This window comes from Amycolatopsis sp. NPDC051106 (genome assembly GCF_040682775.1).
GTDB lineage: Bacteria > Actinomycetota > Actinomycetes > Mycobacteriales > Pseudonocardiaceae > Amycolatopsis.
In genome coordinates, this window is sequence record NZ_JBFBBQ010000002.1 from 212,703 (window position 1) to 223,646 (window position 10,944).

The 10,944-nt window shown below is 72.0% G+C and carries 12 protein-coding genes; 3 read left to right on the forward strand and 9 right to left on the reverse strand.

What is annotated here, in order from left to right; genetic code table 11:
• Positions 1-293 precede the first annotated feature (293 nt).
• The 6 genes from AB0M83_RS02710 to AB0M83_RS02735 all read right to left on the reverse strand — a co-directional run bounded on the left by AB0M83_RS02710 (position 294) and on the right by AB0M83_RS02735 (position 6,346).
• Positions 294-866 (reverse strand): TetR/AcrR family transcriptional regulator, encoded by a 573-nt coding sequence (locus AB0M83_RS02710; protein ID WP_364511403.1) that lies wholly within the window; start codon positions 864-866, stop codon positions 294-296.
• Entirely contained in the window at positions 863-2,758 is a 1,896-nt protein-coding gene (locus AB0M83_RS02715) for a YhgE/Pip domain-containing protein (RefSeq protein ID WP_364511405.1), read from the reverse strand. The genes AB0M83_RS02710 and AB0M83_RS02715 overlap by 4 nt, the downstream gene beginning before the upstream one ends.
• On the reverse strand, positions 2,755-3,444 hold the full coding sequence (locus AB0M83_RS02720) for an ABC transporter ATP-binding protein (RefSeq protein ID WP_364511408.1): 690 nt from the start codon (positions 3,442-3,444) through the stop codon (positions 2,755-2,757). The genes AB0M83_RS02715 and AB0M83_RS02720 overlap by 4 nt, the downstream gene beginning before the upstream one ends.
• Before the next feature lie 198 nt (positions 3,445-3,642).
• Complete coding sequence (locus tag AB0M83_RS02725; protein ID WP_364511411.1) at positions 3,643-4,563, reverse strand: GNAT family N-acetyltransferase; 921 nt, start codon at positions 4,561-4,563, stop codon at positions 3,643-3,645.
• Positions 4,564-4,586: 23 nt separating this feature from the next.
• A complete protein-coding gene (locus AB0M83_RS02730; protein ID WP_364511414.1) occupies positions 4,587-5,498 on the reverse strand; it encodes a GNAT family N-acetyltransferase in 912 nt (303 codons plus the stop codon).
• Entirely contained in the window at positions 5,495-6,346 is an 852-nt protein-coding gene (locus tag AB0M83_RS02735) for a class I SAM-dependent methyltransferase (protein ID WP_364511417.1), read from the reverse strand. The genes AB0M83_RS02730 and AB0M83_RS02735 overlap by 4 nt, the downstream gene beginning before the upstream one ends.
• A 300-nt stretch (positions 6,347-6,646) precedes the next feature.
• On the opposite strand from AB0M83_RS02735, the gene rpsA reads away from it, so the two are divergent.
• Positions 6,647-8,146, forward strand: a complete 1,500-nt coding sequence (gene rpsA / locus AB0M83_RS02740) for a 30S ribosomal protein S1 (RefSeq protein ID WP_364511420.1) — start codon at positions 6,647-6,649, stop codon at positions 8,144-8,146.
• A 246-nt stretch (positions 8,147-8,392) separates the two neighbouring features.
• On the opposite strand, the gene AB0M83_RS02745 is transcribed toward rpsA, so the two are convergent.
• Positions 8,393-9,007: a TetR/AcrR family transcriptional regulator gene (locus AB0M83_RS02745; RefSeq protein WP_364511721.1), complete on the reverse strand. Its 615-nt coding sequence runs from the start codon at positions 9,005-9,007 to the stop codon at positions 8,393-8,395.
• A gap of 175 nt (positions 9,008-9,182) precedes the next feature.
• Here AB0M83_RS02745 and AB0M83_RS02750 point away from each other — a divergent pair, with 175 nt between their 5' ends.
• Together AB0M83_RS02750 and AB0M83_RS02755 are read left to right on the forward strand one after the other, a co-directional pair.
• Positions 9,183-9,803: an HD domain-containing protein gene (locus AB0M83_RS02750; RefSeq protein WP_364511423.1), complete on the forward strand. Its 621-nt coding sequence runs from the start codon at positions 9,183-9,185 to the stop codon at positions 9,801-9,803.
• Between the two features lie 5 nt (positions 9,804-9,808).
• Entirely contained in the window at positions 9,809-10,255 is a 447-nt protein-coding gene (locus AB0M83_RS02755) for an OsmC family protein (protein WP_364511426.1), read from the forward strand.
• A gap of 23 nt (positions 10,256-10,278) precedes the next feature.
• Here the strand turns inward: AB0M83_RS02755 and AB0M83_RS02760 are convergent, their stop codons facing one another.
• Together AB0M83_RS02760 and AB0M83_RS02765 are read right to left on the reverse strand one after the other, a co-directional pair.
• Positions 10,279-10,533 (reverse strand): hypothetical protein, encoded by a 255-nt coding sequence (locus tag AB0M83_RS02760; protein WP_364511429.1) that lies wholly within the window; start codon positions 10,531-10,533, stop codon positions 10,279-10,281.
• Between the two features lie 149 nt (positions 10,534-10,682).
• Positions 10,683-10,913 (reverse strand): hypothetical protein, encoded by a 231-nt coding sequence (locus AB0M83_RS02765; RefSeq protein WP_364511433.1) that lies wholly within the window; start codon positions 10,911-10,913, stop codon positions 10,683-10,685.
• Positions 10,914-10,944 lie beyond the last annotated feature (31 nt).

Genomic DNA, 10,944 nt, shown 5'->3' on the forward strand with positions numbered 1-10,944 from the left:
AATGAGTCATTCACTGCATCGGAGACCGGGAACTGTCGGTGCCAGGCGGTAGCGTGGAAAACGGGGGCGCCCCCGCGGGCCCCGGAGCGGCGGCCGGCCTCAAACCCGGCGCTCCGCAACGGTCGCGGTGCGCGCCGGAGGTCTTGAATGAGTCATACAGGACCTCCGAAGACCTGAATGTCCCATTCAAGACACCAGAGACTTGGCTCCGCGGCGGCCAAGCCCGCGAAGCCGGCGCCCGGCCTCGAATCCGGCGCCCCGCAGGAATCGCGGCGCGCGCCGCGAGATCGGCGTCAGCGGCGGCCGAGGCCGCGGATCAGCACCATCACCGCTTCCCGCACCTCGGCCCGCGTCCGCTGTGGCCCGAACACCTGCCAGTCCAGCGCCACCACCAGCATCGTGCCGAACAGCCCGGCCGCCGCCGTCGGGATCTGTACCCCTTCCGGCAGCCGGCCGGCCTCTTCCAGGCGCGACAACTGCGTCTTCACGATCGAGATGATCTCCTCGCGCAGCAGGGAAAGCGTGCCGTGCCACTGGCCCGGTGTCCGCCACAGCTCGCTCACCAGGATCTGCGAAAACCCCGGATAGCTCGCGATGAACTCCAGCGTCGTGTCGACCTGCGCCTCGATCACGTCGAGCGGATCCGCATCCGAAACCGCGGCGCGCAGCCGAAGAGCGAGCATGTCCACCCCGTACCGCAGGAGCCCGTCGACCAGGCCGTCCTTCGAGCCGAAGTTGTAGTAGACCGTGCCCTTCGCGACGCCGGCTTCGGCGGCGATGTCGTCGACCGTCAGCCCGACCAGGCCCCGGCTCTTCGAGAGCCGCAAGGTGGCCTCGAAGAGCTTCTGCTTCGTCCCGCCGCTCACAGGCTCAGCTCGGGCTTGAGCGCCGACACCGTCCACACGCGACGCTTGCGCGCGGCCAGCGTGGACACCAGGATCCCGCCGGCGAGGTACGCCAGCAGCACGCCGATGTCACCCAGGATCTGCACGGTGGCGCCACTGTAGAAGAGGTGCCGGAAGCCGTCGATCGCGTAGCCCATCGGCAGCACCACGTGCAGCGGGTACAGGGCGTCCGGGATGGTCTGCCACGGGAACGTCCCGCCCGCGCTGACCAGCTGCAGCACCAGCAGCACCAGGCCGAGGAACTTGCCGACGGCGCCGAAGAACGCGTTGAGCGCGTGCACCACCGACGTGAACGTCAGCGACACCAGTACGGCGAACCCGATCGCCGCCAGGGGATGCGCGATGTGGATGCCGACCAGCCACGTCACCGCGCCGAACAACACGATCACCTGGGCGATGCCGAGCAGCGCCGACGACAGCCAGCCGCCGACGGCGACGCGGAACGGCGCCGCGCCCGCGGTCAGCGCCCGCGTCGAAAGCGGCCGCAGGATCAGGAAGAGCACGAACGCGCCGATCCAGGTGGCCAGCGAGATGAAGAACGGCGCGAGACCGGCGCCGTACGTCCCCGCCGACGCCTCGCCGTTGGCGTTCACCGCCACCGGGTCCGCGATCGTGGTGGCCGTCGCGTTGCGGGTCGGGTCGTCCGGGTTCGGGATCTGCTGGAGGCCGGCCGCGAGCCCGTCGCGCAGCTTCACCGCGCCGTCCGCGAGCTGGTTCGTCCCGTTCACCGCCGTCTTCTCGCCGTCGTTGAGCTGCGAAGCGCCGTCCTTCAGCTGGTTCGCGCCGTCCGACGCCTGCGCGATGCCGCTGGTCAGCTGCGGTGACGCGGCGGCGAGCTTGGCCGCGCCGTCGGAGACCTGCCGGGCGCCGTCGGCCAGCTTCGCGAGGTCGCCGTTGGCCTGCTGGATCTTGCTGTTCGCCTGGTCGACGGGGGAGCGCAGCTGGTCGGCCTTGGCGACGATCGCCTGGATCTGGGCCTCCGGCACGCCGGCGTCGCGCAGGTCCGTCACGAGCTGGGTGCGGTAGGAGTCGAGCTTGCCCTGGATGCCGGACGACGCCGTGGCCGCGAGGGACGCCGCGTCGGCGACCTTCTGGTCCCCGGCCGCCACCTGCGAAGCGCCGTCGGCCAGCTTCTGCGTCTGCGACGGCAGTTCCGCGGTGCTGCTCTTGAGCGTGCCCAGGCCGGTCGCCAGCGTTGACGAGCCGTCCGCGAGCTTGGCGGCGCCGTCGGCCAGCTTCTGCTGGCCGGTCTTGAGCTGGTTCGCGCCGTCGGCGAGCTGGTTCGCGCCGGTCGAGGCCTCCTGGATCTTGGCGTAGATCGTCGAGAAGCCGACCAGGAACCGGTCCGCGGCTTCACTGCCGACCTTCTCCGCGATCGTCTTGCGCACCTGCTCGGCCACCTGTTTCGCGATGGTGCCGGAGAGGTAGTTGTTGGCGTCGTTGGTGGTCAGCGTGATCGTCGCCTGCTGCGGCTGGAAGGTGCCGACGCCCAGCAGGGCGGCGGAGAAGCCGCTGGGGATGCCGATGGCGAAGGAGTACCTGTCGTCGCGGACGCCGTCGCGGGCCTCCTGCTCGGACACCTCGTGCCACTGGAAGGTGCCGGACCTGACCAGCTCGTCGGTCACCTCGCGCCCGACGTTGCGCTGCTGGCCGCCGGCGTCCTTCGCGCCGGCGTCGCTGGTGAAGACGGCGGCGGGCAGCTTGTCGAGCCGGCCGTACGGGTCGTAGTTCGCGTAGAGGTAGAAGGACGCGTAGAGCAGCGGCACCAGCACGAGCGCGACCAGCGCGAGCTTCGGCATCGTGCCGGTCGACAGGCGGCGCAGCTCGTTGCGGGCGATGCGGAAGGCGTTCATTCGGGGACTCCGTCAGTGCTCTCGGGGAGCTCTTCGGTGGGGGCGGGTTCGGGGGAGTGGTGCTGCGGCTCGGGCTGCTCGGCCGAGCCGAGGCGCGCGGGCGGGAAGGGGAGCGCCGACAACGGCGTCGTCGCGGCCAGCACCACGACGGCCAGGCCGCGCTCGGCCTGCTCGCGCGCCAGGCCCGCCCAGCTTTCGACGTCGCTGGTGTGCCGGTCGGGGGTGTCGAGGACGAGCAGCCGCACGCCCTTGCGCTCGGCGGCCAGCTCGGTGAGCAGCCGGGTGCGCAGGGCCGGGGCGAGGTTCTCGAACCGCGTGCCCGCGAACGGCGCGGCGTCGTGCGCGGCGAGCCAGCGGGCGACGTCCTCCTTGCCCGCCGGGCGGTGGGCGAGCGCCAGCTCCTCGCCGACGACCACGCGCAGGGCCAGCGCGTCGTCGGGCTCGCTGACGCCGGGGGCGTCGACGACCGCGACGAGCTCGGGCAGCCCGGCGTCGGTTCCTTCGGCGTGCACCGTGCCCGTGGTCGGCTTCAGCCGCCCGGCGAGCGCGAGGCCGAACGCGGTGACACCGATGCCGGGTTCGCCGTGCACGATCGCCAGGTCGCCCTCGCCGACGGTCAGCGAGGTGGGCGGTAATAAGGGGCCGTGGTGTCCTTCGAGGGACACCCGATCGGCTCGGACCTGCACGGTTACTCCAGCGTCGGGAACTTTTTGAACTGACCGGTCAGTGCAAAAGCTAGTCCTGACGGAGGAGCGCGGCAAGATCACCGGACGCACGTCACACCCGTGGGTGATGCACCGGTCCGCGGCCGACTGTCGCATCCCGGGAGCCGCGACGCTGCCTGGTGACCCCGAACGGGGGAGAACGCGGGACCCGGCGTTCGCTCAGCGGAGCGCCGACGCCGGGCGCACTTCCCAGCTGGTCCACAGTGGACGGTAACCCTGCCGGTGCCAGAACACCGAGGCCAGCGGGTTGGTCGGGTTGTAGTAGAGGTACGTGCGGGTGGCGCCGCCCCGGTGCAGCTCCCGGTGCACGTGCGCCATCAGCGCCCGGCCGAAGCCGCCGCCGCGCTCGCCGGGTGCTGTCACCACGTTGTTCACGTAGCCCCAGCGTCCCGGCGGCAGCAGCTCGGCCGCCGCGCTCCCCGGCGTCGCGTCGAGCCACGCGCAGTGCGCGAGGGCGCGCGCCTCGCCGTCTTCCTCGGCCAGCCACACCGCCGGCTCGTCCTCGGCCAGCGCCTCTCGCAGCGAGGGGGCGAGCAGCTCGGCCGTGTTCGCCCGGCGGGTCGCGGCCACCAGCCCGGTGTAGTCGAACGTCGCGGTGGCCAGCTCGAGCGCCGCGGCGAAGTCGCCGGGCCCGGCGCGGCGCACGGCGACCGCCGGGTCCGGCTCGGCCGGGGGAGCCGTGCGCACGCCGACGGCGGAAAGCGGGACGAGGCCGTGGTCGAGGAAGGCGCGGATCGCCTCGGCGTCCCGGCTGGGCCAGAGGACGACGCACGACGAGTCGTCGCCGATCTCCTCCGCCTCCAGCACGCCCTTCAGCGCGCGAAGCAGCAGGTCCACGCCTTCGGTGCCGGTGGCGCCGAAGTACGGGAAGAGCTGCCAGACGTCGGCGGCCGCCCACAGCCTCGTGACGTCGCCGGGCGCCGCGCGGTGCCGCTGCAGCACGCCGGCGACCCGGGTGCCGTCCGCGGTCGCGGCGTCCAGCCGGCGCCCCTCGGCCGGGGGCGCTGCGGGCGGCAGCAGGGCGTCCACCGCGGCGAAGCGCGCGCGGTGGGCAGCGAGCAGCGGTTCGGCGATGTCCATGGATCCCCCTGGTGGTGCGTCGGTCAGGACCAGGCGGGGCGCCGGATCCACATCGTCCACAGTGGACGATAGCCCTGCCGGTGCCAGAACACCGGCGAGAGCGGGTTCGCCGGGTGGTAGAAGAGGAACGTACCGTTTCCCTCCGGCCGGAGCAGCTCGCGATGGGCCACCGCCATCAGCGCCCGGCCGACGCCGGCACCCCGCGCGCCGGGCGCGACCGACAGCGTGTCGACGTACCCCCAGCGGCCCGGGAGCAGCCGGCCGTGGATGCCGTCGCCCGGCGCGGGCGCGGTCAGCAAGCACGCGGCCAGGCCCACCGGGACGCCGTCGTCCTCCGCGAGCCAGACCAGGCCGCTGAAGCGCAGCGAGCGGACCACCTCCGCGCGCAGCAGCTCCCGCGCGCCGGGCCGCGGCACCGCGGTGCCGACCAGCGACGTGTACTGCCACTCCGCCACGCGCAGATCGGTGAGCGCCTCGACGTCGCCCTCGCCGGCGAGGCGGACGGTCACCCGCGACGGCCCTTCTGCCGCGGGGGGCGCGGGGGTCCGCACCGCCAGGCACGTCATCGGCGCGAAGCCGTGGGCCAGCAGGACCGCCGACGCCTCGGCGTCGCGGCTCGGCCAGGCCAGCGAGCAGCCCGAGTCCGGATCGGGCCGCGTCCCGCGCATCCGCTCGCGCCAGGCCCCCAGCAGCGCGGCCAGGCCCGCCGCGCCGCTGTCGCCCGGCACCGCCGTCAGGTCCCAGACCTCCAGCGGGCCCCACAGCGCGGGCCACGCTCCCGGGGCGTGCACGACGTGCGTCAGCAGCCCGCCCGCCCGGCGTCCGCCGACGGTCACCACCAGCGGCTCGCTCGCCGCCGGCGGGGCGGCGATCGGCGGCAGCAGCGGGTCGAGCGCGGCGAACCGGGCGTTCTGCTCCTTTTCGAGGGGGTTCACGAGCGGTGCGTGCGGAAGATCGCGGTGCCCGGGAAGAGCCGCCCCCGCAGCGGGCTCCACTGGCCCCAGACCCGGGTGTGCCCCGCCGGCCACTCGGGCTCGACCAGGTCGGTGAGGGTGAACCCGGCCGCGGCCAGCGCGCGCACGTAGTCGCCGAGGGTGTGGTGGTACTCGACGTAGGTCGCGGTGCCCTCGTCGTCGACCTCGACGTACGGCGTGCGGTCGAAGTACGGCTGGGTGACGGTGAGCCCCTGCGGGCCGGGGTCGTCCGGGAAGATCCACCGCATCGGGTGGGTCACCGAGAACACCCACGGCGCGCCCGGCCGCAGCACCCGGTGCACCTCGGCGAACACGGCGTCCACCGAGGCCACGAACGGGATCGCGCCGAAGGCCGAGCAGGCCGCATCGAAGCTGCCGGACGCCAGCGGCAGGTACTCGGCGTTCGCCTGGACGAGCGGGACGTCGGCGCCGGTGCGCTCGTTGCCTTCGCGGGCGTGGCGCAGCATGCCGGCGGACAGGTCGGTCGCCACGGCGCGGGCGCCGTGGGCCGCCAGCCAGCGCGAGCACGCGGCCTGCCCGCAGCCGACCTCCAGGACGCGCTTGCCGCGGACGTCGCCGAGCAGCCGCGCGTCTTCTTCGCGCACGCCCTCCGGGCACCAGACGAAGTCGGCGTCGCCGAGGAACCCGCCGTGTTCGGCCTGGTAGTCGTCGGCGTCGGCGTCCCACCAGGCGAGGTTGGCGGCGGCGGCTTCGGGGCCTTCGACGGCGCGGTAGGCGACGGCCGTGGTGCCCAGCCGGTGCTCGGCCGCGTCGTGGCGCCCCGGCGCGGGCGGCTCCTCCGGTGGCATGATGGTGGTCTCCGGTCCCTGCGTCCTGGTGCGTGCGGTTTGCTTCCGCGAGGACCTTAGCGACCGAGGGGGACCCTGATTGTGCCGCCTAGCGGCCGCCGCGTAGGATGAGTGTTAGCGCAGTGGGTTCGCGCTGCCTTCCGCTCAGCTTCTGGTCGGGCTCGGGTCGCGCACCGTTTGCGGGTCATGCCGCGGTCGTTCACTGGTGGACGTTTGCTCGCAGGGTCTTCGCATGCCGTAGTGCCCATCGCGCCGACAACTGCCAACCCTCGATTCCCATCCACCGGAGCAACCCGCCTAATGACCATCGACACCGCCACCGCCCCGACCGCCCCGAACGCGGCCCCGCAGGTCGCCATCAACGACATCGGGTCGGAGGAAGATTTCCTCGCGGCTATCGACAAGACGATCAAGTACTTCAACGATGGCGACATCGTCGAAGGCACCATCGTCAAGGTCGACCGCGACGAGGTCCTGCTCGACATCGGCTACAAGACCGAGGGCGTCATCCCCTCGCGTGAGCTCTCCATCAAGCACGATGTCGACCCGGCTGAGGTTGTCACCGTCGGCGATGAGGTCGAAGCCCTCGTTCTCCAGAAGGAGGACAAGGAAGGCCGTCTGATCCTGTCCAAGAAGCGCGCGCAGTACGAGCGCGCCTGGGGCACGATCGAGGAGCTCAAGGAGAAGGACGAGCCCGTCAAGGGCACCGTCATCGAGGTCGTCAAGGGCGGCCTCATCCTGGACATCGGCCTGCGCGGCTTCCTGCCCGCGTCCCTGGTCGAGATGCGCCGCGTCCGCGACCTGCAGCCGTACGTCGGCCGCGAGCTCGAGGCGAAGATCATCGAGCTGGACAAGAACCGCAACAACGTGGTCCTGTCCCGCCGCGCCTACCTCGAGCAGACCCAGTCCGAGGTGCGCAGCGAGTTCCTCAACGCGCTCGCCAAGGGCCAGGTCCGCAAGGGCGTCGTGTCGTCCATCGTCAACTTCGGTGCCTTCGTGGACCTGGGTGGCGTCGACGGCCTGGTGCACGTTTCCGAGCTGTCCTGGAAGCACATCGACCACCCGTCCGAGGTCGTCGAGGTCGGCCAGGAGGTCACGGTCGAGGTCCTGGACGTCGACATGGACCGCGAGCGCGTCTCGCTGTCGCTGAAGGCGACCCAGGAAGACCCGTGGCGCCAGTTCGCCCGCACCCACGCGATCGGCCAGATCGTGCCGGGCAAGGTCACCAAGCTGGTTCCGTTCGGTGCGTTCGTGCGCGTCGAAGAGGGCATCGAGGGCCTGGTCCACATCTCCGAGCTGGCCGAGCGCCACGTGGAGATCCCGGAGCAGGTCGTCCAGGTCAACGGCGACGTCATGGTCAAGGTCATCGACATCGACCTCGAGCGCCGTCGCATCTCGCTGTCGCTGAAGCAGGCGAACGAGGGTGTCACGCCGGACACCGAGTTCGACCCGGCCCAGTACGGCATGGCCGCCGAGTACGACACCGAGGGGAACTACATCTACCCCGAGGGCTTCGACCCGGACACCCAGGAGTGGCAGGAAGGCTTCGACAAGCAGCGTGAGGAGTGGGAGCGCCAGTACGCCGAGGCGCACACTCGTTACGAGGCCCACATGAAGCAGGTCCAGAAGGCCGTCGAGGCCGACGCGGAGGCCGCGGCCGACGCGGCGACCGGCATCGAGAGCGGCGCGGAAAGCTACACCTCGGGTTCGGCCCCGGCCGACACGAAGAGCAGCGGCGGCACCCTCGCCTCCGACGAGCAGCTCGCGGCGCTCCGCGAGAAGCTCTCCGGCGGTGCGTGAGCAGTAGCGCTCTGAGCTGACAGCGAACCCCCGGTCCCGAGTGGACCGGGGGTTCGCTGCTTTCCCGTCCCACCCCGGCGCAGGTACCGGCTCGAACGCCCCAATGTGGCCTTGGTTGCGTTCAACGCACCGAAGGCCGCCTTGGGTGCGTCTGACGCACCGAAGGCCACATTGGGGCGCTGGCAACGCACCGAACGCCACATTGGGTGCGTTGCGTCGCCAAGCCGGGCCGAAGGCCTAGCCGGCTCAGCGGTTGCGCAGGTCCAAGCCGGCCATCGTCGCGGTGATGCCGCGGCGGTACATCCGCTCGTTCGCCTCGTCGGTCGGCGGGATGAACCAGTCCGGCAGCGGTGTCCGCGAAGCCAGCATCAGCTCCGCCCCGACCAGGCCGTGCATCGCCGTCCACAGCTGGTACGCCGTCTCGCGGGCGTCCGCTCCCGGTGGGCACACCCGCTGGATCCGGGCGACGAACAGGGTGAACGTCGTCCGCAGGACCGCCGACCGCAGCGCCGGGTCCGGGTCGAACCCCGGCACCGGGCGCTCGAACATCAGCGCGTAGCGGGCCGGGCTCTCCCGGGCGAACAGCCGGTACTCGAGCGCGAGGTGCAGCAGGTCCGCGACCCCGTCCGGGCCCGCCGGCGGCAGACTCTCCAGCAGCTTCCGCAGCGAGTCGAACGTGCGCTCGTACAGCGCGTCGAGCAGGCCCGCGCGGCCGCCGAAGCGCGCGTACACCGAGATCGTCGACGCGCCGGCCGCCTCGGCCACGCCGCGCACCGTCAGCCCCGGGACGCCGCGGTCGAACAGCACCGCCAGCGCCGTGTCCAGGAAGCGCTCGCGGCTGCCCTGCTCGGCGGGGCGCATCGACAGGTGCCTGGTGGCCACGGCGCACCCCCTTCGCGCACATCCGGGTGATCGACCCGCAGCAAAAGATACGATATCCGGCGCCTCTTGGGAACGTGCCGGATGTCCGGATGTGCGGGGTTCCCGTCCGCCGGACGCATGTCCGAGCAGCGCGAGGGCGGGCATCGTCGGCGTCATGAACCTCGACATCCCCGACACCGCCCTCGCCCGCGAAGCCACCGAGTACGTTCGCGACACCGCGGGCCCGCTCCTCTACGACCATTCCGCGCGCGTCTACCTGTTCGGCGCGCTCCAAGGCCGGCGCCGCGGTCTCGACTTCGACGCCGAGCTGCTCTACGTCGCGGCGCTGTTCCACGACCTCGGGCTCGTCGCCGGCCACCGCACCGACCGGCGCTTCGAGCTCGACGGCGCCGACGAGGCCCGCCGCTTCCTGCTCGGCCACGGCGTCGACGCCGAACGCGCCCGCGTCGCCTGGACGGCCATCGCGCTGCACACGACCCCGGGCATCCCCGAGTACATGGAACCCGAGGTCGCGCTGGTGACGGCCGGCGTCGAGTACGACGTCCTGGGCATCGGCTACCACGACCTCCCCGCCGAGGCCCGGGCCGCGGTCGTGGCGGAGCACCCGCGGCCGGACTTCAAGCGGCGCATCCTCGAGGCCTTCACCGAGGGCATCCGTGACCGGCCCGACACGGCTTTCGGGAACGTCAAAGCCGATGTCCTGGCCCGGTTCGTGCCAGGCTTCGAGCGCACGGACTTCGTCACCACGATCCTGGCATCACCCTGGGAGGACTGACCCGGATGGAACACCCCGAGCCCGGCACGGTCGTCGTCACCGCGAGCGGCGACGGCACCTACACGCAGCAGGTCACGACGGCGACCCACGAGCTGCTCGTCGACGAACCGGTCGAGGCCGGGGGTGCCGACGCCGGCCCGAACCCGTACGAGCTGCTGCTCGCCTCGCTGGGTTCGTGCACGGCGATCACGCTGCGGATGTACGCGAACCGCAAGGGTTTCCCGCTGACCCGGGCGACGATCCGGCTCCGCCACGACCGCATCCACGCCGAGGACTGCGCCAAGTGCGAGACCGAGCGCGGGATGCTGAGCCGCATCACGCGCGAAATCGTGCTGGAGGGCGAACTGGACGACGACCAGCGCGCGAAGCTGATGCTGATCGCCGACAAGTGCCCGGTGCACCGGACGCTGTCCTCGGAGATCGCCATCGAGACGCACGAGGCCGGCCGCTGAGGCAAGCCCGCGAGCGGCCGCCGTCAGGCAGCGGCGGCCTGGGCGGTCACCGGCCGGATCGTCGCCGTGCCCACCGCGGGGACCCAGATGCGCTCGAGGGCTGCGGCGCGGGCCTTGCGGCGGAGGCCGGCGAAGCTGTGCCTGGCCGGCACGAGCAGGGTGCTGAGCCACGTCCGGCGGTAGTCCGCCAGCGCGTCGGCCACGGTGCGGTGGACGAGGCAGTGCACCAGCCCCGGCGTGCCGAGCCGGTGCCTCCCGGCGTGCTTGCTGTCCGCCATCGTTCCTCCGTGTGGGCGACCCTGTCGCGCGCACGGTACGCAGCCGGGCCGGTGAAGGTGAGTAAGCAACGCGGCGTGTCCGGATATCGGTTGAGTCACGCGTCACGATCACCTTGCGGTTCACCCGTTCGTATGCCTTCGCTACGCCGTCACGCGGGCGGTGTCGTGACCTGGCCCTTCGGGCACGTCACGACGAACGGGATCCACGTGCTCTTCACCGCGTACACCGTGCGAGACGGCTGAACCTGGATCCGGTAGACACCGGACAGGCAGTGCCCGGCCGGCTCGGCCCGTCCCGCCGGCACGTCGGGCGCCCCCATGGCGAGCCCGCCCGCCCCCAGTACCACGACCGCCGCCCTGCCGAGCTTCGCCATGTCCATGGTCCCTCCCTTGACCAGGCGGGCCGGTGAC

Excerpts from the sequence above, each read along its gene's own strand:
- AB0M83_RS02715 (WP_364511405.1), bottom strand. The coding sequence starts at position 2,758 with ATGAACGCCTTCCGCATCGCCCGCAACGAGCTGCGCCGCCTGTCGACC.
- AB0M83_RS02725 (WP_364511411.1), bottom strand. The coding sequence starts at position 4,563 with ATGGACATCGCCGAACCGCTGCTCGCTGCCCACCGCGCGCGCTTCGCC.
- AB0M83_RS02735 (WP_364511417.1), bottom strand. The coding sequence starts at position 6,346 with ATGCCACCGGAGGAGCCGCCCGCGCCGGGGCGCCACGACGCGGCCGAG.
- rpsA (WP_364511420.1), top strand. The coding sequence starts at position 6,647 with ATGACCATCGACACCGCCACCGCCCCGACCGCCCCGAACGCGGCCCCG.
- AB0M83_RS02745 (WP_364511721.1), bottom strand. The coding sequence starts at position 9,007 with ATGCGCCCCGCCGAGCAGGGCAGCCGCGAGCGCTTCCTGGACACGGCG.
- AB0M83_RS02750 (WP_364511423.1), top strand. The coding sequence starts at position 9,183 with ATGAACCTCGACATCCCCGACACCGCCCTCGCCCGCGAAGCCACCGAG.
- AB0M83_RS02755 (WP_364511426.1), top strand. The coding sequence starts at position 9,809 with ATGGAACACCCCGAGCCCGGCACGGTCGTCGTCACCGCGAGCGGCGAC.
- AB0M83_RS02760 (WP_364511429.1), bottom strand. The coding sequence starts at position 10,533 with ATGGCGGACAGCAAGCACGCCGGGAGGCACCGGCTCGGCACGCCGGGG.
- AB0M83_RS02765 (WP_364511433.1), bottom strand. The coding sequence starts at position 10,913 with ATGGACATGGCGAAGCTCGGCAGGGCGGCGGTCGTGGTACTGGGGGCG.